Origin of the sequence: Dermabacter sp. HMSC08H10 (genome assembly GCF_001807585.1) — a bacterium.
Taxonomy (GTDB): domain Bacteria; phylum Actinomycetota; class Actinomycetes; order Actinomycetales; family Dermabacteraceae; genus Dermabacter; species Dermabacter hominis.
The window spans coordinates 239,133-258,645 of sequence record NZ_KV789425.1; the positions used below are offsets into that span (position 1 = coordinate 239,133).

At 64.4% G+C, this 19,513-nt stretch carries 16 protein-coding genes and 3 tRNA genes; 5 read left to right on the top strand and 14 right to left on the bottom strand.

Going from position 1 to position 19,513, the window contains the following annotated elements; genetic code table 11:
• Positions 1-37: 37 nt before the first annotated feature.
• The 3 genes from HMPREF3176_RS06825 to HMPREF3176_RS06835 all read right to left on the bottom strand — a co-directional run bounded on the left by HMPREF3176_RS06825 (position 38) and on the right by HMPREF3176_RS06835 (position 3,494).
• Complete coding sequence (locus HMPREF3176_RS06825; RefSeq protein ID WP_070459099.1) at positions 38-484, bottom strand: hypothetical protein; 447 nt, start codon at positions 482-484, stop codon at positions 38-40.
• Between the two features lie 335 nt (positions 485-819).
• On the bottom strand, positions 820-1,890 hold the full coding sequence (locus HMPREF3176_RS10560) for a GmrSD restriction endonuclease domain-containing protein (RefSeq protein WP_246826689.1): 1,071 nt from the start codon (positions 1,888-1,890) through the stop codon (positions 820-822).
• A gap of 389 nt (positions 1,891-2,279) precedes the next feature.
• Positions 2,280-3,494: a winged helix DNA-binding domain-containing protein gene (locus tag HMPREF3176_RS06835; protein ID WP_070459101.1), complete on the bottom strand. Its 1,215-nt coding sequence runs from the start codon at positions 3,492-3,494 to the stop codon at positions 2,280-2,282.
• 124 nt (positions 3,495-3,618) lie between these two features.
• On the opposite strand from HMPREF3176_RS06835, the gene HMPREF3176_RS06840 reads away from it, so the two are divergent.
• On the top strand, positions 3,619-4,230 hold the full coding sequence (locus tag HMPREF3176_RS06840) for a biotin transporter BioY (protein WP_034370611.1): 612 nt from the start codon (positions 3,619-3,621) through the stop codon (positions 4,228-4,230).
• Between the two features lie 8 nt (positions 4,231-4,238).
• On the opposite strand, the gene hrpB is transcribed toward HMPREF3176_RS06840, so the two are convergent.
• The gene (gene hrpB, locus HMPREF3176_RS06845) at positions 4,239-6,989 is read right to left on the bottom strand and encodes an ATP-dependent helicase HrpB (protein WP_246826691.1); all 2,751 of its coding nucleotides are present in this window, start codon (positions 6,987-6,989) and stop codon (positions 4,239-4,241) included.
• 55 nt (positions 6,990-7,044) lie between these two features.
• On the opposite strand from hrpB, the gene HMPREF3176_RS06850 reads away from it, so the two are divergent.
• From HMPREF3176_RS06850 to HMPREF3176_RS06860, 3 genes are all read left to right on the top strand, one after another.
• Positions 7,045-7,118, top strand: a tRNA-Asp gene (locus HMPREF3176_RS06850).
• Positions 7,119-7,282: 164 nt separating this feature from the next.
• Positions 7,283-7,355: transfer RNA gene (locus tag HMPREF3176_RS06855), tRNA-Phe, on the top strand.
• Positions 7,356-7,566: 211 nt separating this feature from the next.
• On the top strand, positions 7,567-9,243 hold the full coding sequence (locus HMPREF3176_RS06860; protein WP_070435917.1) for a formate--tetrahydrofolate ligase: 1,677 nt from the start codon (positions 7,567-7,569) through the stop codon (positions 9,241-9,243).
• 104 nt (positions 9,244-9,347) lie between these two features.
• Here HMPREF3176_RS06860 and HMPREF3176_RS06865 read toward each other — a convergent pair whose 3' ends face one another.
• From HMPREF3176_RS06865 to dcd, 8 genes are all read right to left on the bottom strand, one after another.
• Positions 9,348-9,905, bottom strand: coding sequence for a cation:proton antiporter (locus HMPREF3176_RS06865; protein WP_070459104.1), 558 nt, complete (start codon positions 9,903-9,905; stop codon positions 9,348-9,350).
• On the bottom strand, positions 9,902-10,189 hold the full coding sequence (locus tag HMPREF3176_RS06870; RefSeq protein WP_070435919.1) for an MrpF/PhaF family protein: 288 nt from the start codon (positions 10,187-10,189) through the stop codon (positions 9,902-9,904). The genes HMPREF3176_RS06865 and HMPREF3176_RS06870 overlap by 4 nt, the downstream gene beginning before the upstream one ends.
• Complete coding sequence (locus HMPREF3176_RS06875; RefSeq protein WP_070459106.1) at positions 10,189-10,752, bottom strand: Na+/H+ antiporter subunit E; 564 nt, start codon at positions 10,750-10,752, stop codon at positions 10,189-10,191. The genes HMPREF3176_RS06870 and HMPREF3176_RS06875 overlap by 1 nt, the downstream gene beginning before the upstream one ends.
• Positions 10,749-12,314 carry a Na+/H+ antiporter subunit D gene (locus HMPREF3176_RS06880; RefSeq protein WP_070459108.1) on the bottom strand — a complete coding sequence of 522 codons (1,566 nt, stop codon included), beginning with the start codon at positions 12,312-12,314 and terminating at the stop codon, positions 10,749-10,751. Before HMPREF3176_RS06880 ends, HMPREF3176_RS06875 begins: the two co-directional genes overlap by 4 nt.
• Positions 12,311-12,892: a Na(+)/H(+) antiporter subunit C gene (locus HMPREF3176_RS06885; RefSeq protein ID WP_070435922.1), complete on the bottom strand. Its 582-nt coding sequence runs from the start codon at positions 12,890-12,892 to the stop codon at positions 12,311-12,313. The genes HMPREF3176_RS06880 and HMPREF3176_RS06885 overlap by 4 nt, the downstream gene beginning before the upstream one ends.
• A complete protein-coding gene (locus HMPREF3176_RS06890) occupies positions 12,882-15,800 on the bottom strand; it encodes a Na+/H+ antiporter subunit A (protein ID WP_070459109.1) in 2,919 nt (972 codons plus the stop codon). The genes HMPREF3176_RS06885 and HMPREF3176_RS06890 overlap by 11 nt, the downstream gene beginning before the upstream one ends.
• A gap of 149 nt (positions 15,801-15,949) precedes the next feature.
• Positions 15,950-16,720 (bottom strand): hypothetical protein, encoded by a 771-nt coding sequence (locus tag HMPREF3176_RS06895; RefSeq protein WP_070459111.1) that lies wholly within the window; start codon positions 16,718-16,720, stop codon positions 15,950-15,952.
• Positions 16,717-17,319 (bottom strand): dCTP deaminase, encoded by a 603-nt coding sequence (dcd, locus tag HMPREF3176_RS06900; RefSeq protein ID WP_070435926.1) that lies wholly within the window; start codon positions 17,317-17,319, stop codon positions 16,717-16,719. The genes HMPREF3176_RS06895 and dcd overlap by 4 nt, the downstream gene beginning before the upstream one ends.
• An 82-nt stretch (positions 17,320-17,401) precedes the next feature.
• On the opposite strand from dcd, the gene HMPREF3176_RS06905 reads away from it, so the two are divergent.
• Positions 17,402-17,475, top strand: a tRNA-Gly gene (locus HMPREF3176_RS06905).
• Positions 17,476-17,554: 79 nt separating this feature from the next.
• Here the strand turns inward: HMPREF3176_RS06905 and HMPREF3176_RS06910 are convergent.
• Both HMPREF3176_RS06910 and HMPREF3176_RS06915 read right to left on the bottom strand, forming a co-directional pair.
• Complete coding sequence (locus tag HMPREF3176_RS06910; RefSeq protein ID WP_070459113.1) at positions 17,555-18,244, bottom strand: ABC transporter ATP-binding protein; 690 nt, start codon at positions 18,242-18,244, stop codon at positions 17,555-17,557.
• Positions 18,245-18,295: 51 nt separating this feature from the next.
• Complete coding sequence (locus tag HMPREF3176_RS06915) at positions 18,296-19,390, bottom strand: ABC transporter permease (RefSeq protein WP_070459115.1); 1,095 nt, start codon at positions 19,388-19,390, stop codon at positions 18,296-18,298.
• Between the last annotated feature and the right edge of the window lie 123 nt (positions 19,391-19,513).

A 19,513-nucleotide genomic window follows, 5' to 3' on the forward strand; every position in this document is an offset into this window, starting at 1 on the left:
GCCGTCGTGGGTGCACTGTTCTCAATCCTCGTGTTCGTCAATCTCGTGCGCGACGAACGAGCGGCACATGAACCATCCGACCATCGACCCGCAAAACGAGGTCACTCGGACAACTCGAACCCCAAGCGGTAAAAACATAGAAAGTCTCAGACCCATACGCAGGCACCACTACAGGCGTCTCGAAAAGCAGCCTCGTGAACTCGTCCCGATTCTCCACCGTCTCGATTTCCTGATCGAAGGCCCGCCGGTTCGTGAGACGAAACACCAAGTCCTGTTCCTCGACTGCCTGAAAAGGCGCATATTCGACCGCCGCCGCGAGCCGCTTCATTGAAGCTAACGATTCATTCGCGCGCCGCTCATGAGCCTCGGCTTGCGCTCGCGCACGCTTCGACACACGCGAGTAAACCGCTGACGCGATAGCAAACACGGTTGATACGACTGCCGCCCCGGCAGATACGACAGTCGCCCACTGGTCAATATCCATAACTCAAGTATCCATGTGGTTCGCGTTCTACTAGGACGCTTCCCCCACCGGAGGCAGCAACTACGGCAATCGATCCGATTGCAAAACGAACTACACCCTCAGCGAGCGCTTTTCTCCAGGCAGTTCAAACGTCAGCACCCATCGACCGGTCGGACCTTTTCGGCGGTACAGCACTACTACTCCCCCGCCTACCCCGCCTCGGCAGTGGTGAAAAACCGCCACCTAACGCAGAAATTCGGGGGTTGGCGGCCAAATTTCACCACTTTGGTGAATCGAGAGGGCGCGGCGAGAGCAAGGCTGAGCCACGCCCCAGGCAAAAACATCGCCGTTGGGGCCTAGTACCGCGGCCGCACCTCACACGCGACGCCGTCGCCGTCTCTATCAAGCTTCGGGGCGTAGCCGGAATCCCCCCTGTGGAGCGGTGCCGCACCGTTCTCCCAAGCCTCCGTGCAGTTACGGAAGCCACCGCGACCAGAAGATTTCTTCTTCGAAGAACTCTTCTTGGGCTCTTCTGTCTTAGGGGCGCTCTTCTTGGTGTGGGCCTTCTTCGAAGCCTCCTTCTTAGGCGCCTCCTTCTTGGGCGCCTCCCTCTCCACTTCCCTGACGAGGGGCGCGGGCTTGTCAGCCTGCCGAGGCTTGTCAGCCTGTTTTGGCTTTTCCGCCCGTCGAGGCTTTTCGGTCGGCGCCGGTTTTGCTTCCGTGGTGGAGTCGGTGGCGGGCGGCTGAACGTTTTGGTCAAACGCCTTCATGTCGGGGCACTCTGCCAGTACGCGCTCGATGGCTTCGGCCTCAGCCGGTTTCACCCAGAGTCCATACTTCGCTTTCACCGCTACTTGGCGCGCCACATACTCGCAGCGATAGGGCTTGTGCGGCGGTAGCCACGTCGCGGCATCGCCGTCGCCTTTTTGCCGGTTCAGCGTCGACTCGACGGCAAGAAGATTGAGAGGATCATTCGCGAAGGCGATCTTCTTTTGTGCATCCCAACTAGAGGCGCCACTTTGCCACGCATCCGAGAGGGCAACGACGTGGTCGATGTCCGTGTTACCGGGGTTGCGCACGAAGTCGTAGCTTGAACCGCTATACGGCGAGTCGACTCGGCCCGAGAGCACCACACAGCCCTGGGTGCCCGCTTTCGTGGTGATGTTTTTCAGGTCGCGTCGAAGAATGTCGTTGCGCGTATCGCAGCCGTTGCGGTCGACGTCGTCGCGCCAACCGAAGGATTCACGGTCATACCCCGTTTTCGGGGCCCTCCCTTTCACCTCGAGCGTGCGGAGCTGGGCGAGAGCGGTACCGGTGGGGGCCGCCTGCTGGCCGGCAGGGGCGACGGTGGCATTGTTCTCACCGGGCACGGAGGCGGCATTCACGTCTGAGTTGAGTGCGGGCGATGCATCCGGTGTTACTGGCACCGAACCAGCTTCGTGAGCATCTTCCGCCGAAGAAGGTGCAGACGTTGTGGAGGAAGCAGCGGAAGAGGATGCGACCGGTGTCGGCGATTGTTCGCTTGGAGCCGCGAGCGACCCTATAGCGCCGAGGACGAGCAGCCCCACAACTCCGAGTCCCGTGCAGCCACAGCACGAGCCTGCGGCAATGCCGCCTTTTTTAATGCCATTGCGATTCTTCGCTAATTTTCCCATGGCGCTTTCTCCGTGAATGATCGGTGGGGGTTCTGCCAACGGCGTTGGACGCTAGATAATTAATTACCTGCGCCCGCTCCCTTTTTCACGGGACCTTGGTACACCTTCCGCACACTCCACGCGGTGAGCTCCGACACCCCTACGCCGAGCGTGGGCGCCACCTACTGGTCGTGATGCGGAAAAGCCGCGAAGACATTGTCGATGTCGCGCGAGGCCGCAGCGGAGAGTTCCTCACCAAAGGCATCGACCACGAGCGCACGACCGCTCTTGCGCTTGACGGTGCGCCACAGGGCAACCATGCGCCCGCCGCGCACGATTCCTCGCCGGAACACCCCGTTGTTTCCGGGCACGAGCAGCGCGTGCTCTTGTTCGGTCATGAGAGCGAGGCGGTCGGGGTATCCGAGCACGAGCTCGTCGAAACCGGGCAGCAGGAAGGTGCCCCGAACGCGTGCGGCGGCAGAGCTGACCTCATCGGCAAGCCCCGCGCGGCAGAATAGCGTCTCGCCTGCGGCGTCACTGCCCCATTCCTCGATTCCGTCGCCGATCTGGAGGGCAGCCGCGCGGATCTGGCGAAGCGGGAGTTTCGTCCACCACGCGAAATCGCGCAGCGTCGCGGGCCCATGACTTGCGAGGTAGCGCTCAAGCAGTGCCGCGGTTGCCGCCACTTTGTCTCCCCCGAAACGCTCCTCGAGTCCCGCCCCGTCGGGGAGCCACGTCGCGGCGTCCGCGATTCGCTGTTCCGCACCGTCGATCGGCCCGTAGATCAGGTGGCCGGATGCCATGAAGTAGGTGATGAGGTGGTAGCCGCGACCGCCGTCCGTCTCAATGCCGCCGCTTTTCCACGCCTCGAGGAGTTCCGCCCGAGTCACACCTCGCACTTTCCCCGCGAGGAATTCGAGGGCGAGGTTCAGCGCGTGCTCGACCTGTGCGTCGGAAAGATTGCGCGAGCGGCGGCGTCTTGCTTCCCACTCTCCCTTCTTCGCACACAGTTCGGTCATCCACCGCGCATCGCGAGCGGCCATGGCGAAAACGGTCCCTCGCATCGGGTAGCCGCGCACGATCTCGCCTGCGTCAAACGCGCGCAGTACTTCACGCATGCGCGCGTCGCTCGGGAAAGCTTCGGGGGCCGACGCTTGCGGAGCCACCGTCGGAACCTGATCCTGGTCTGGTGCTTCACCGACCTTTTCCGCATCGAGCCGAAGGGCGATCGAGGAGAGCAGGCCGGGCAGATCCTGCCCCTGCATCGCGCCGATCGCGTGCACGAGATTCCCGGCGTTGCGGTGCCTCGGCAGGGCGAGTCCTTGTGCACTCAGGCGCGCACATATGAGGCGGGCGCGCTCAGTGCGAGTACTGGGGGCAAAGGATCGTGGTGGCATGATCTCACCCTATAGAGCGCCACGTTCGCCCAGATTCAGGTGTAGGCGACTGCGCTTTTCTCCACCCTGAACGGGAGCGGGGCCTAGTATTAGTGCGGCCCTATTCGTGAGACGAAGGAGATCCATGTCCACCGCATCCGTTGCCGGCGCTCGCCCCGTGCTCGCCGATTCGCTCGTCAAACACCGCACGCTGCTCACCGATCTCTCGCTCATCGCGGCCGGCGTCGTTGTGGTGGGGCTCCTCGCGCAGGTCACGATTCCGCTTCCGTATGTGCCGATCACCGGCCAGACCCTCGGCGTGATTCTCGTGGGCGCGGCACTCGGCTCGAAGCGCGGCGCGGCGTCGCTTGCCACCTACCTCGTGGCGGGTCTTGCGGGCGCCCCGATTTTCGCGGAGTTTGGCGGCGGCCCGGGCATGGTTCTCGAGCCGAGCTTCGGCTTCATCATCGGCTTTATCCCCTCGGCCTTTGTGGCGGGCTGGATGGCGGAGCGCGCGTGGGATCGTAAGTTCGCCCTCGCGCTTCTCGGTTTTATTGCCGCGAGCGCGTTGCCGTTCGTCGTGGGCGTGCCGTACATGGCGTGGGTGCTCAACTCGATCATGGGCCTCGGCCTCGACTTCGCGGGCATCATGAACGCGGGCCTCATCCCGTTCATTCCGGGCGGGATCGTGAAGGCCGCGATCGCCGCTGGGCTGATTCCTCTTGCCTGGAAGGGCGTGCGGGCACTCGAGAAGTAGTCCCGTCCCTAGTGCGGGCCGCGCCTGAGTGCGCGGTTCGTTTTCGCGGTCGCTTCGAACGCCATCGGGTCCTCGGGCCAGGGGTGTTTCGGGTAGCGGCCGCGCATTTCTTTGCGGACCTCCGCGTACGGCCCCGCCCAAAATGAGCGCAGGTCCTTGGTGATCGCGAGGGATTTGCCACCGGGTGAGAGCAGCTCGATGAGCACGCTCACCCTGCCCTCGACGATGCGCGGGGTCTCTTCGAGCCCGAACATTTCCTGGAGCTTGACCTTGAGCCTCACGGGCGCCTCGTCCGCGCCGCTCTCATCGTCGTGCGCAATCTGGTCGGTGCTCGGGTAGTCAAGGCGAATTTTGGAGTCCGACGGCACCTGGATTCTCTCGGGCGCGAGTTCTTCGAGTCGCGCGGCTTCGGGCCACGGTAGGGCGCGCTCGAGGATGGGGCGCATGTCGATTTTTGAGGGGGGAAGCGGGTTTTTTCTGCCGATGCCGGCGAGCGCGTCGATTTCGGGACCCGCGAGTTCTTCGAGGCGTGACAGTAGCGCCGCGTCGCTCACGTCGGGCCAGGGTTCGCCGAGCTCGCGGTGAAGAAGCGCGAGGCGGGAGCGCAGGTTTGCGGCGCTCGGGCTCCACGTGAACATGCCGAGTCCGGCGCGTTGAATGCCCGCGAGAACAGCCTCTCGCGCACCTGCTCCCTCGGCTTTCGTGGGGGTCGAGGAGAGAACGATGCTGCCCAGCGCGCGCACGCGGCGCGCTTTCGCGCCGCTCTCGCCGAAGTCGATTTCGGTTCTCTCGCGCCTGAGGGCGCCCGCGCATGCGAGGGCTTCCTCTTCGGTGAGGGGTGCGGCCGAGCGGATGATCGCGCCCGTGCCGAGGGCGGCCCTCGCGTTCGATCGCTGCATCTCGGCTATCGCGATCCATTCGCCGAGACTCGTCTCGTCCGTGCCGGCGCGGGTCCCGCCTGCGCACTCGTAGATTCCCGGCTCGACGCGCCGCGCGAGGCGCTCCGGGTAGGCGAGGCCCACGACGATTCCGGCGGCGTGCGCCGGATCATGCGGCGCCTCGAGCCCCTCCAGTTCGCCGCTCGTTTCGGGGCGTGCATCGCCTGCATGGCGGCGAGCGATCCGGGCGAAACGCTCGGTTTCTTTCGCGAGACGCTCGCGGTTCGCGCGCGGGCCGTCGATGCTGCGGCCGTCGAGCGGGAGTGGCGCCTCAAGGGACAGGGCGGCGACGGTGCGCGAGGCGGCGTCGGAACCCACGACCGGTGTTGAAGCGAGCAGCGCCCGGGCAAGCCGCGGGTCGGTGGGGATGGAGGCGAGCGTGCGGCCGAGGGGTGTGAGCGAACCATTGGCGTCGAGGGCTCCGAGGGCGTGGAGTGTCTCGTGGGCGTCGCCGAGCGCGTCCGCCGGGGGCGGGTCGGGAAGTCGAAGGCCTGATCCGCCGGGCGTCCCCCATGCCGCCATGAGCAGTGCCGTATCGGTGAGGTCGGCGCTCGCGATTTCCGGGAGGGTGAAGTCTCGCGCGCCGGCGTAGGCGAGGTCGTCGAAGAGGCGAATCGCGAGGCCGGGGCCGAGTCGGCCCGCGCGACCGGCGCGCTGCGCCATGCTCGCACGCGACGCCGTGACGGTCACGAGGCCGCTCATTTTCCTTGCGGCATCGCGGCGCACCTCTCGGCTCAACCCCGAATCCACGACGATCCGCACGCCCGGCACGGTGAGCGACGACTCGGCGAGGTTCGTGGAAAAGATGATCCTGCGCGGCTCGCCGGCTCCGCGGCCCCGCACAATCCGATCCTGTTCACGCGCATCGATGCGGCCGTGAAGTTCACAGACGTCGACCCGCGCGCCACGACGCGCGAGCAGATCCCGCGCCGCCGAAGCCGCGTTTTCGACCTCCCACGCCCCCGGCAGGAACACGAGAACGTCGCAGTCAGCGAGCTCGCCGGGCTCACCAAGCGCCTCAACCGCCACCCGCGCGGCGTAGTCGAGAAAGTCGCGCGAGACCCCGCGCTCGTTCATGCGCGAGGCGAAGGGCTCTCGTCGCGTCTCGACGGGAAATAGCGCCGTTGGCGAGTCGATCACCGGCACCGGTCCTGGCACGCCCTCCCCCATGAGGCCCGCGAAGCGCTCGGCATCGAGGGTCGCCGACAGCGCGAGAAGCCTCAGATCTCCACGCAGGTCACGCACGTCGAGCGCGAAGGCGAGCGCGAGATCTGAATCAAGGGAGCGTTCGTGCACTTCGTCGAGCACAATCGCCGACACATCCGCCAGCTCGGGATCGGCGAGGAAGCGTCGCACGAGGACACCCGGTGTCACGAACTCCACGAGGGAGTCGCGCGTGAGCGTAGAGTCACCGCGCACCGTATAGGCGACGCGGCGCGCGAGCGCCGGGGTGGTCTGTGAAGCAAGGGCACGAAGCCTGGAGGCGCCGGCACGCGCGGCGACGCGCCGCGGTTGCGTAACAATCACGCGACCCGCTCCTCGCTCGCGCGCGAGAGCGTTCGCGACGATGGGCGGCACGAGCGTCGTCTTGCCCGATCCCGGAGGCGCCTGGACGACCGCGCTCGCACCGGGCGACGCGATCGCCTCGGCGAGGTCGGCAGCGACGCTCGCGAAGGCGAGATTCGCGCCGATTGCCTCGAGATCGAAGGCGACTGATGAACCGTCGGACTGTGCTCTGCTCCTCACCCCATCCATTGTGCCAAGCATGCGAAGACCAGCGGAATCACGAATGTGACGAGCCTCTCCGCTCTCAGGTGGCATTTGATGCACAGGGTGTGTAAAGTAATTCGAGTCGAAGCGAGAGCGCGACAAAAAAGGCCCTGTAGCTCAGTTGGTTAGAGTGCCGCCCTGTCACGGCGGAGGTCGCCGGTTCAAGCCCGGTCAGGGTCGCAAAAAGCGACAAACCCCCTCGAAGAATCGAGGGGGTTTTTCCATGCCCCCCACCCTTTGCGCCCACACCCGAACGAACGTGTCTTACCTCTCCCCCTCCCCCGTCGATTTCGCACGCGCTCGCGTGCACTGGTAGGCTGTTCGCTGTTCCTTCTGGAACATAAGGCTCTGTAGCTCAGTTGGTAGAGCGTTCGACTGAAAATCGAGAGGTCACGGGATCGACGCCCGTCGGAGCCACAGCAATCCCCCGCCGGGTCGTACCGGGCGGGGGATTTTTGTATGCCCCTTGCCCGCACCATATTTCCGAAATCTCGGTCACGCGAGCGCGCCGGAACACCGCACGAGCCGGCGAATCGCTGGCACGCTCAGGGAATTTCCCGTTTGCTAGGTCACAGTGAGGGACGAACGCCCCCGCAGGAACCGAGAAGAATCAAAGGAGATTTGCCCCATGGCAAGCGAAAACCCCGATCTCAAGATCGCCCAGGCACACACCCTCAAGCCGATCACCGAGATCGCCGAGGCCGCCGGTATTCCCGACGACGCCCTCATCCCCTACGGCTGGACCAAGGCCAAGGTCGACATGAAGAAGATCGACCGCAATAGCGACAAGCCGAAGGCGAAGCTCGTGCTCGTCTCGGCCCTCTCGCCCACCCCCGCCGGTGAAGGCAAGTCGACAACGACCGTCGGCCTTTCCGACGCCTTCTCCCTCAAGGGCAAGAAGACCGTCGTGGCCCTGCGTGAGCCGTCCCTCGGCCCGGTCATGGGCGTCAAGGGTGGCGCGACCGGCGGCGGCTACGCCCAGGTCGTCCCCATGGAAGACATCAACCTCCACTTCACGGGCGACTTCCACGCAATCCAGATCGCCAACAACACCCTCGCGGCCCTCATCGACAACTCGATTCACCAGGGCAACCCCCTCAACATTGACCCGCGCCGCATCCAGTGGAAGCGCGTCCTCGACGTCAACGACCGCGAACTTCGCTCGATCGTCGTCGGCCTCGGCGGCCCCGCCCAGGGCATGCCACGCGAAGACGGCTTCGACATCGTCGTTGCCTCGGAGATCATGGCGATCCTCTGCCTCGCGACGGACCTCGCGGACCTCCAGGAGCGCATCTCGCGCATCGTCGTTGGCTACACGTTCGATCGCAAGCCCGTGACCGTCGCCGACCTCAAGGTCGAAGGCGCCATCACGATGCTCCTCAAGGACGCCCTCAACCCGAACCTCGTGCAGACCCTCGGCGGAACCCCCGCCCTCGTTCACGGTGGCCCGTTCGCCAACATCGCGCACGGCTGCAACTCGATCATCGCGACGAACCTCGCCCGCGAGCTCGGTGAGATCGCCGTGACCGAGGCCGGCTTCGGCTCGGACCTCGGCGGCGAGAAGTTCCTCGACATCAAGTCGCGCTTCGGCGGTTTCTCGCCTGACGCGGTCGTGCTCGTCGCAACCGTACGCGCGCTCAAGATGCACGGCGGCGTCAAGAAGGACGACCTCGAAACCGAGAACGTCGAGGCAGCCCTCGAGGGCACCTCGAACCTCCGCAAGCACCTCGAGAACATCCGCAAGTTCGGCCTCGAGCCCGTGATCGCCCTCAACCGCTTCCCGTCGGACACCGAGACCGAGCTCAACGCCGTTCTCGACTGGGCCAAGGAGAACGGTTACAAGGCAGCCCTCTCCGAGGTGTGGGCCAAGGGCGGCGAAGGCGCTCTCGACCTCGCCGACCAGGTGCTCGCCGCGATCGAAGAGGCCGGCGACTTCCACCACCTCTACGAGACCGAAGACGGCGTCGAAAACGCCATCGAGACCATCGCCAAAGAGGTCTACGGTGCTTCCGAAGTCCAGTACGTCGACGGTGCCCCCGCTGCGCTTCGCCGCCTCAAGAAGAACGGCTGGGACAAGCTTCCCGTCTGCATGGCGAAGACCCAGTACTCGTTCAGCGACGACCCGACCAAGCTCGGCGCGCCCGAGGGCCACGTGCTCCACGTTCGTGACCTCATCCCCCGCCTCGGCGCAGGGTTCGTCGTTGCTCTCACCGGTTCGGTCATGACCATGCCCGGCCTGCCGAAGGAGCCCGCGGCTCTGCGCATGGGCGTCGATGAGGACGGCAACGCGATCGGCCTCTTCTAAGGGACTATCGACTCCCACGCGTAAGGGAGCGGGGGTGGCCACCGGGCCGCCCCCGCTCCCTCGTTAACCCGGCAACCGTCGGAACCTTTACCGCCCTACTGGCGCTACTGTTTCCCGCCGTACTCTCCCGTGCGGGGGTGTGCACCGGCGTCGCTCTCGTCGCCTTCGCTGACTTCTTCCTCGTCGAAGTATTCCTTGAGGCCGGCGAGTTCAAGCCCCATCGTGTGCGTGAGAACGTTCGAGGGGAGGGCGTTCTCGGTCTTGGTATCGGGGTGGGCGTCCGCCTCAGGATCGATGAAGCCGTCGTCATCGTCGTCGCCTTCGCCACCGATCGACAGTCGCGGCGTGAGTTCGTCGAAGGCGTAGTCGCTTCCTAGGAGGAAGCCGCGGCGGAATGCGGCTCGACCCAGCATCGCGCTCGAGGCTGTCATGGTCAGGAATTGAGCGGCGAGCACGAGGGCCAGCATGCCCGCGATTGCCAACGACTGCGAGGCAATCGCCGCCCCCGCAAGCACGAGCACCAGACCGAGAGTTTGAGGTTTGGACGCGGCGTGCATGCGCGAGAGAACGTCGTTGAAGCGAATGAGGCCAACCATCGCGATCGCGGCGACGATCACGCCGATCACGATGAGAATCGAGCCGATAATCTCGGGGATGCTCACTGCTCGGCGTCCTTTCGCTCCGGGACGTCGGCGCGGGCCACGAAACGGGCGAGCGCGAGCGTGCCAATGAAGGCCGTCGCCGAGAGGGCGAGGGCGGGGATAATCGCGAAGGTCGTTGCGGTCCATGCCGAGTAGAGCGCGAGCCCCATGATGACTTGCACAACGAGCATGTCGAGCGCGACGGCGCGGTCGAGAACGGTGGGGCCCACGATCATCCGGTAGACGATCGGGATCGAGATCAGGCCGAGCGCGATCGCGGCGCAGAGCAGAATCGTCTCGAACATCAGCCGTGCCTCCTTCTCATCCCGTATCCGGCGCTTTCGAGGATGTCGCGCGCGGCGAAGGCCCGCAGCAAACGTTCTTCTTGGCGAAGAATGCTCTCGTGCTGCGCCTTGATCTGCTCTTTCGTGGTCACGCCGATCGCATGGAAGAACAGGGTTCCCGTGGCGCGCTGCGCCTCGACGACAACCGAGCCGGGAATGAGGGTTGCGAGAATACCCGTGAACGACAGGAACAGGTCGCTTCGTGACCGTAGCTGCACGGCGATCACGCTCGAGCCCGGGCTACCGGAGGGGCGCAGCGCGAAGCGCGCCACCTGGATGCTGCCCGCGACGAGGTCTTTCGCGAAAACGGCGAGAAACACGAGCGCGCTTACGGGGTGTAGGGTGACTTCGCGGCTCAGCGGTGGCGCGGGGAAAATAACGTAGATGAGGGCGCCGAGGAGGAGTCCGCCGAGGACGCTCAGGACACTGAATTCTCCCCACAGGAGGCACCACGTGAGGGCACCTCCGAGGATGCCGAGCGTGTGCGAAGGAAGGTCACGGATTCGATCGGTGAAGCGGGTCATTCGGGCGCCACCTGCCCTCCACCGGCGTCGTCGATGTTGTACACGAGGCGATCGGCAGCGTCGTCACCGAGCACTGCACTCACGTAGGGGGCTCGCTCAAGCAGCGAGGACGCGGCCGTTTCGCTGTACGCAATGAGGGGCCCGGCGAACACGGTGAGGGCGAGTGAGAACGCGACGAGCGCCGCGGTCGAACCGCTCATGAGCAGCGGTGTGACGGGCTTCTCCACCACGATCTGCTCGGGAGTTTCCTGCCAGAACGCGCGGTTCCACACCTTCGCGATCGCGTACATGGTCAGAAGCGAGGTGATCACACTCAGCGCAACGAGTATCCACGCGAGTGCGCTCCCGCGGTGAATACCGCCAATAATGAGACCAACTTTCCCGATGAACCCGCTGAGCGGCGGCACACCCGCGAGGTTCATGGCCGGCACGAAGAAGAGGATCGCGAGCCACGGCGCGGCCTTCGCGAGCCCACCGAGCTTCGCGAGATTCGTTGTTCCTCCCACGTGCTCGATGAGTCCAGCCGCGAGGAACAGCGTGGACTGCACGGTGATGTGGTGGGCAACGTAGAACACGGTTGCCGTCATGGAGATTTGCGAAGAAATCCCGATGCCGAACATCATGTAGCCCATGTGACTGACGAGCGTGAACGACAGCACACGCTTGAGGTCAGTTTGGGCGATAGCCCCGAGGATGCCGATCACGAGGCTCAAACCGGCCGCGACCAGGAGGACGGTCGAGATCTCCGACTCGGGGAACATGAGGGTTTCGAGACGGATGATCGCGTAGATCCCCACCTTGGTCAGCAGTCCCGCGAACACGGCCGTCACGGGGGCGGGCGCCGTCGGGTAGGAGTCGGGCAGCCAGGCTGACAGCGGGAAGATCGCTGCTTTGAGCCCAAAGGCGATCAGCAGCACGAACTCGATGAGCAGGCGCACGTGGTGGTCCACGTGGTCCATGCGCGCGGCAATCTCCGCGAGGTTCACGGTTCCGACGGCCGCATAGCAACTGGCGATCCCCACGAGAAACAGCATGGAGCTCACCATCGACACGATCACGTATGTCGTCGCGGCTCGAACCCTGCTTGCGGATCCCCCGAGCGTCAGCAGCACGAATGACGCGGCGAGCAGGATCTCGAAGCCCACGTACATGTTGAAGAGGTCGCCCGCGAGGAACGCGTTTGAGACGCCCGCGACGAGCAGGAGGTAGGAGGGGTGGAAGATCGCAATGGGGGTGGATTCGATGTGCTCGGAGATCGTTTGGGCGCTCGCGTAGATGAGCACGGCGAGGGTCACGAAGGACGAGACTAAAAGCATGAGGCCCGTGAGTCTGTCGGCAACGAGCACGATGCCGAGCGTGGGCGTCCATTTGCCAATCTGGAGCACGAGGATGCTGTTCTCGTTGATCCAGTACATGAGGAGCGCCGCGGTCACGAGGTTGACGCTGAGGGTGCCGATCGTGACGATGAGTTGGAGTCCAGCGCGGTGACGCGTGAGCAGGGCGACGGCGGCGCCGAGGAGCGGAAGCATCACGGGCGCGGCGAGGAGAATCTCGGGGCTCATGGCGTCTCCTCCTCGTCGCTGTCGCTTTCTGTCGGGCTCTGTTCGACTTCTTCGTCGGACGTAAAGTCGTCGGAAATATCGTCGTCCGCATCCTCGCGCGCGTTCGCGCGTGCCTTTTCGGCCTCTTCCTCCAAGCGCGCGTGTTCGCGTTCCTTGCGTCGCTCGTCGGCTTCGAATCCGACCTTCTCGATGACTTCGTGGCGGTGACGTTCGACGAGCCTGCGCGAGCGGTCGGCGACGCGGAGGTCCTCGACGTCGTCGGGAACCTCGTCGTGGCCGAATAGTTGCCACGAGCGGTAGGAGAGCGCCATGCCGAAGCCCGTGAGGGCGAGAGAGATGACGATCGCGGTGAGCACCATCGCCATGGGCAGCGGGTCGCTCATGGCCTCAAGCGCGCCCGAGCCTTCAAATGGCGGCGTTCCGGGGGTCCCGATCGCGAGGAGAAACAGCAGGTTGATGCCGTTGCCCGCGAGGACCGCGCCCATGATGATGCGCGAGAGGGTGCGTTCGAGCAGCATGTAGATTCCGCTCGCGATCAAGACTGCCGCGAGAAGGAGAATGAGGAGGCTAACGTGCATCGAGTTCCGCCTCCTGATGCCGGTCGATCTGCTCGCCGAGAGTGCGCAAGACGTCGAGGGCGAGGCCCACGACGATCAGGTACACGCCGATATCGAAGATGAGTGCGCTCGCGAGTTCGATCTCGCCGAGAACGGGGAGGTGCCCGATCCACACGTAGCTTTGGAACACCGTGCCGCCGAAGAGGAGCGGTGAGATGCCCGTGAAAAGGGCGAGCACCATGCCAATGCCAAGAAGCGCCCCGGCCTGCACGGGCGCGGCCTCGTTAAGTTCGTAGCGGCCGCCGGCGAGATAGCGAAGCGTGATCGCGAGACCCGCAACCAGGCCACCGGCGAATCCGCCACCGGGGAAATTATGGCCTGCACACAGCAGGTAGACGCTCAGCACCATGAGCATCGGGAACGTGAGGCGCGTGATGACTTCGAGGACGACCATTCGGCGTTCGGGCGCGAGGGTGCGGCTCGCGAGGAGCCACGTGGAGCCGCGATTGCCCTCGAGGTCCCCGCTCTCGTCGTGGAACCGGAGCGTATTTTCGGGGATGGAGGCGTCGGACGTTCGTCGCCAGATCGAGAGCTCTCCCTCGAGGTCCCCTACGCGCACGATCTGCTGCTCACGCTTTTGCACGAAGATGAGGGAGGCGATTCCCGAGGCAACGACGAGGACTACGGCGATCTCCCCCATCGTGTCCCACACACGCGCGTCGACGAGGGTGACGTTGACCGCGTTGTGCCCCTTGCCGATCTCGTAACCGGCCTCGATGAGCTCGGGGCCGACCGGGGCGGTGAGGCGCGCTCCCGCCGCATACGCGAAGACGGTGACGATCACGATGGCCGTGCAGATGGCGATTGACCAGCGCGCGACTTGGTCGAAGCGGCGCGGGCGAATCGAGAAGTGCGCGGGCAGGCGTCGCAGCACGAGGATTAGCACGACGGTCATCATCGTCTCGACGAAAAGCTGGGTCGCGGCGACATCGGGGGCGCCGTACATCATGAACAGGAGCGCAGCGCCGAAGCCCGTGCCGGAAATCAGAAGCGCGGCCCTCAGCCGGCGACGGGCGCGCGCCGCGCCGAGCGCTGCGAGCGCCGTGAAGCCGACCACGGCAAACTCTGCGGGATGTGCGAACAGGACGACCGTGTCCGGGAGCTTACCGGTGAAGCCGAGTGCGCCACCGAGCATCACGACGAACACGAGGAAGATCGCGCCGAGGTGCACCGGGAGCGAGCCGCGCTGGAAGAAGGCGGTTGTGCGCACGGCGAGCGAGTCCACCTGGCGCATGGAAGCGCGGAACAGGCGCTCCGCATCGCACCATCGCCCAAGCGCCGTGCGCTGGGGGCTCACGGCCTTCTGGAAGCGCTCAAACGGGGCGTGCCACACCGCGAGGGCAGCACCGAGGGTAAGTGCGAGGAGCGAACAGATGAGCGGAAGCGACACGTGATCGGGAACGACGGCGAGGTGACCGACCTCCCCCACGGCGGCGCCGGGGCCGCCCGCGATGAGCGTCGCGAGTACCTCAAGCTGGGGAGTGAGCGCGAGAGCGGAAAGGCTCGCGGCCGCGACGATCGCTGGGATGAGCTGGAATCGCAGCGTGGGTTGCTTGTGCGGTGCCCCGCCCTTACCGGGAAACACGTGGAAGAAAAAGCGGCAGGAATACGCGACTGTCAGTACGGACCCAGCGACGGTCGCCGCGAGGATCGCACGAGCCCACGGCTCACCCTCGGCGAAGGTGTAGAACACCGCTTCCTTTGCGACGAATCCAAATAGCGGCGGCATCGCCGCCATAGAGGCCGCGCTCACGAAGGCGACGATCCCGATGATCGGCAGGTCCTTGAACACTCCGCTGAGTTCGCGCAGGTCGCGAGTGCCGTAGCACTTGTCTACGACGCCGACGCTCATAAACAACGGCGCCTTGAAGAGCGCGTGTGCGAGGGTGAGCATGGCTGCGGCAAACACCGCCTCGCGCGTTGCGACAGCCGCGATCGACGCCATGAATCCGAGCTGGGACACGGTGCCGTACGCGAGCAGCAGCTTGATATCGGTTTGTCTGAGGGCGCGCCACCCACCGAGCAGCATCGTCGCGGCACCGAGCGCGGAAACTGTAATCGTGAGGGGTCCGACGGTTGCCAGGAGCGGGGCGAACCTCAAGAGAACATAGATTCCCCCCTTCACCATCGCCGCGGCGTGAAGATACGCCGACACGGGCGTGGGGGCGGCCATTGCACCGGGGAGCCAGAAGTGCCCGGGGGCAAGTGCCGATTTCGTTGCCGCTCCGATGAGCACGAGCACGAGGGCCACAACGAGGTACGGGGAGACTGCGGCGAACGCGGGCGACGTGAGGATCTCGGAGATCCTCATGCTGCCTGCCTCAACGCCGAGCATGATGAGTCCCACCATGAGGGCGAGGCCGCCCGCAGTCGTAGAAATGAGCGCGTTAATCGCTGCGCGGCGCGAGGCCTGCTTCGTGACGTAGTGGCCGATGAGCAGGTAGGAGAACACGGTCGTGAGCTCCCAGAACACGAACAGCATCATCGCGTCGTCGGCGAGCACGAGCCCGAGCATCGCTCCGGAGAACGCCGTGAACACACCCGCGAAACGCGCGAGCGACGGCTCCGTTTCCTTGAAGTACCGCGAGCAGTACAGCATGATGACCGTTCCGATACCCGAAACGATGAGGACGAACAGCCACGCGAGTGGGTCGAGTGCGAAGCTCAGAGTGATGCCGAACTGGGGAATCCACGGGTGGGACTCGACGAGGGGCGCCTCAGCGAGGGCGGCGGGTGAGTGCGCAAGCAGATACGCGGCGGTTCCCGCGGGAACGAGAGCGATCGGTAGAAATGCTCTTTGTTTCCACCACTTCACGAAAAAGGGCGCCGCAAGTGCCATCGCGAAATGCGCGGCGATGGCGATAATCATGCAGGTGGTTCCGTCCTCGTGACTACGGTGCGGGGACGCTTAACTCTATCAACCGAGCAGGGCTCGCCATACGTTCATCCCACGTCACGGGATGCACGCCTCCAGCGTCAACCAGACCCTCGCTCGCGTGAAGTGCTTGGCGAAGGCTGTTAGAAGAGCTCGTTCGGGTTCACGAGGAAATTCTCGTAGTCGAGCACGAACCCGCCGGTCTCGTCCCAAATTGCGCGCGCCACGGCGCTGCACCCGAGGTAAGCCTCACGCCATTCACGAATTTGCGGCTTCTCCGGGTTTTCGGCAACGAGGCTCGAGGGATCGTCGGGGCGATAGGCCACCGTGTACAGCGCCGCGCCTTCCTTGACCCATTCGACGTGCTCAATCGCGGGGATGTCTTCCTCGAGCGTCGTTGCTTCGACCACGAGGTCGGCGTGCGCGAAAATCGGGGCCGAGATCATGTACGGGAAGCCCTCGCCCTCTCCCACAAGCTCCGACTCCTTCACGATTTTCTGCACGATCTCGAGCAGGTCCTTCGGCGCGAGCTCATACGCGGCAATCACGTGGAGGCTCGGCTGCATGAACTGATGCGGGGCGAGCTCGTGGCCAGTGTCGGTCACGACTTTCCCACCGAGGCGACGCACCGCGTTGAGTGCGAACTCGAGAATCTCGCGCTCCTCACCGGCGGGGGCACCGTTCGGGAAGGCCGTATCGAAGCCGAATCCATCGGGAATCTCCGAAGGTCCGCCATCGCGATGCATGGGAACCTCGATCGTTGCTTCGTTCGCCGAAGGGTTCCACACAAGCGAAGTCGTGTCACTGACCCGGATCGTTTTCTTCTTCTTCCGCGCGAGCGGGTAACGGTTGAGCGTGAGCGCGAAGAGATCGTCGAGCCCGTAGCTCCGGTCGAGAACAAGGGTGTGCGTCACGGGGTCTCCTCCAAGGGGGTTGCGGGGATCTGCGTGCGGTGAAAGTTCATGTAGGAGCGGGAAGCCGTCGGCCCCCTTTGACCCCTGTACCTGTTGAGGTTCCCCTCCGAGCCGTACGGGCTTTCTGCCTCGCTACTAAGCCGGAAGAAACACAGCTGGCCGATCTTCATGCCCGGCCACAGCGCGACCGGGAGGGTTGCCATATTCGAGAGCTCGAGGGTGATGTGCCCTTCAAACCCGGGGTCGATAAAGCCCGCAGTGGAGTGCGTGAGCAGCCCGAGGCGGCCGAGGCTCGACTTCCCCTCGAGGCGCGCCGCAATGTCGTTGGGAAGGCTCACCGTCTCATACGTCGACGCGAGCACGAATTCGCCCGGATGCAGCATGTAGGGCTGATCCGGGGCCACCTCCACGAGGCGCGTAAGCTCTGCCTGCTCCTTCGCAGGGTCGATCATCGCGTACTTGTGGTTATCGAAGAGGCGAAAGAATCGATCGATCCGCACGTCCACTGACGCGGGCTGAATAAACTCGTCACCAAAGGGGGCGATGCCGATGCGGCCCGCCTCGATTTCCGCGCGAATATCACGATCACTGAGAAGCACGCCTCTATCTTAACGCGTGGTCGCTTCCCTCACGCCGGTTTGGAGGTGCGCCGCGCGGCGGCTACACTAGGGAGGCACATTCGCGGGTGTAGTTCAATGGTAGAACTTCAGCTTCCCAAGCTGACAGCGCGGGTTCGATTCCCGTCACCCGCTCCACTTTCACCGAATTGCATAGACGTTGTGGGGGTTATCCCAGCCTTCACGACCGGAATAACCCCCACAAACCCTCGGGAATTCAGTTTCGCTCGCGCGAAAGAACGCCGTCCACCATGCGATAAACAGAATCGAACTCGTCGAGCTGCTCTTGCGCGTGGGTCACAACGACGGTCGCGAGGTCGCGCTTACGGGTGGTCTCCGCGAGCAGTTCGATGATCGCTTTGGAGCGCTCCTGGTCGAGGGCACTCGTCGGCTCATCCACGAGCAGAACCTCGGGTTGGTGGATGATCGCGCGGGCAATGTTGACCCTCTGGCGCTGACCACCGGAGAGAGCTCCCGGGCGGTGATGGGCGCGGTCGAGCATGCCCACGGCATCGAGGGCCGCCTCGATGCGCTCTTGGCGTTCCTTCTTCGATACGCGCTTCAAGGTGCCCGCACCGAGACGTGCGACGATCTCGAGCTGCTCGGCAACGGTGAGCGATGGGATGAGGTTCGGCGACTGAAACACGATGCCGATGTGGTCGCGGCGCACCTCGCTTTTGTGCTTTTGGTTAAGCGTTGTTGTTTCGATACCGGCGATTGTCACGCTTCCCGAATCGGGGCTCGTGAGGGTCGCGGCGACCGACAGCAGGCTCGACTTGCCCGAACCGGAGGGGCCGGTCACTGCAGCGAACTCACCGGGGTTCACGGCGAGGTTCGCGTGGTTGATTGCGGTGACGGTCGAGCCACCATCGGGGTAGGTGAGGGTGATGTCGTTGAGGTTCAGCATGGCTTTGTCCTTTTCATCAAAGTGTGAGGGGCGCGGAGTCTTCCGGAGTGGCTAGGCCGCAGACGCTTGCAGGGCCTTCGTCGGATCCACCTTCGTGATCGTGCGGACCGACACGAGCGAGCCCACGAGACCCGCGAGAAGCATGAGGATGGGGACGCCCACGAGCGTCGCCACGTTCATGACAAACGGCATCGCGTTGGCGACGAGAACACCCAGGCCAGCGGTGAGACCAACGCCGATGAGCGAACCGATGCCGAGCACGATGAGCGCCTGCCACAGCGAGTCGCTCGCGAGCCAGCTCGTGCGCGCGCCGATCGCCTTGAGCACGGCGATATCGCGCTGACGCTGCATCGACCACACGAGGAAGAACACGCCGATCACGAGCGTCGAGATCACGACGAGGAGAGCGATCATCATCGCGAGCGAGCCGATTTCTGAGCGGAACGAGCCAATCGCGAGAAGCGACGGGAGAAGCGACTTCGTGGTCGTGGACTGATCGCTATCGAGGGTCTTGACCTCGGAATCAGTGAGAGCCGAGGAAGCGTCGGACCCTCCCTCCCCCACGAGAAGTGCGGTCGCGTAATCCTGCGGCTGATGGGTGCGCTCGAGGTAGTCGTGCCACGTGGTCAGGTCAGCGAAGGCGACCGGGCGGTGTGAATGGAACTTATCCTTGAGCACGCGTGAGACCGTGAGGGTCTCCCCCGAAACGTCGAGGGTGTCGCCGGCTTTCACTCCGAGGGATTCGGCAGTGGTCTCGCTAAGCACGAGCTTGCCGGCCTCGGGGACGCGGTCGTCCTGGCCGAACGGCTCGGCCATGAGGACCACCGACTCGGTCTTCTCACCTGTATCGAGCAGCGCACTCGAAATGCCGAGCGGGGTGACGGCGTCCTTTCCGGCCTTGTCAGCCCAGGCTGTGTACTGCTCCTCGGTGATGGTCGAGTTCGCGAATTGCTCCTGCTCGCCATCGTCGACCGACAGGACGACCTTGTCGGGATTCAACGAGAGAATCGCCGAGATGTTCTGCATCGCGAGGCCGCCCGTGAGGCCGGCCAGGAATGTCACGAGGAACGTCATGAGGGACACGACAGCGACGATGAGGGAGAAACGTCCCTTCGCGAAGCGTAGGTCGCGGATGGCAAGAAACATGAGGCGAACTCCTTATGCACGATTGATGATGTCTCCACTGTGCCGATCAGCGGCTCTCCCCCGGTACCTCCTGCCGGTACCCACTTCGTTCATCCTTTTGGAGGAACAGCTCTTCGGGTGCGG

Coding starts and splice junctions, on each gene's coding strand:
- HMPREF3176_RS06825 (WP_070459099.1), bottom strand. CDS start 484: ATGGATATTGACCAGTGGGCGACTGTCGTATCTGCCGGGGCGGCAGTC.
- HMPREF3176_RS06835 (WP_070459101.1), bottom strand. CDS start 3,494: ATGCCACCACGATCCTTTGCCCCCAGTACTCGCACTGAGCGCGCCCGC.
- HMPREF3176_RS06840 (WP_034370611.1), top strand. CDS start 3,619: ATGTCCACCGCATCCGTTGCCGGCGCTCGCCCCGTGCTCGCCGATTCG.
- hrpB (WP_246826691.1), bottom strand. CDS start 6,989: ATGCCACCTGAGAGCGGAGAGGCTCGTCACATTCGTGATTCCGCTGGT.
- HMPREF3176_RS06860 (WP_070435917.1), top strand. CDS start 7,567: ATGGCAAGCGAAAACCCCGATCTCAAGATCGCCCAGGCACACACCCTC.
- HMPREF3176_RS06870 (WP_070435919.1), bottom strand. CDS start 10,189: ATGTTCGAGACGATTCTGCTCTGCGCCGCGATCGCGCTCGGCCTGATC.
- HMPREF3176_RS06875 (WP_070459106.1), bottom strand. CDS start 10,752: ATGACCCGCTTCACCGATCGAATCCGTGACCTTCCTTCGCACACGCTC.
- HMPREF3176_RS06880 (WP_070459108.1), bottom strand. CDS start 12,314: ATGAGCCCCGAGATTCTCCTCGCCGCGCCCGTGATGCTTCCGCTCCTC.
- HMPREF3176_RS06885 (WP_070435922.1), bottom strand. CDS start 12,892: ATGCACGTTAGCCTCCTCATTCTCCTTCTCGCGGCAGTCTTGATCGCG.
- HMPREF3176_RS06890 (WP_070459109.1), bottom strand. CDS start 15,800: ATGATTATCGCCATCGCCGCGCATTTCGCGATGGCACTTGCGGCGCCC.
- HMPREF3176_RS06910 (WP_070459113.1), bottom strand. CDS start 18,244: ATGCTGAACCTCAACGACATCACCCTCACCTACCCCGATGGTGGCTCG.
- HMPREF3176_RS06915 (WP_070459115.1), bottom strand. CDS start 19,390: ATGTTTCTTGCCATCCGCGACCTACGCTTCGCGAAGGGACGTTTCTCC.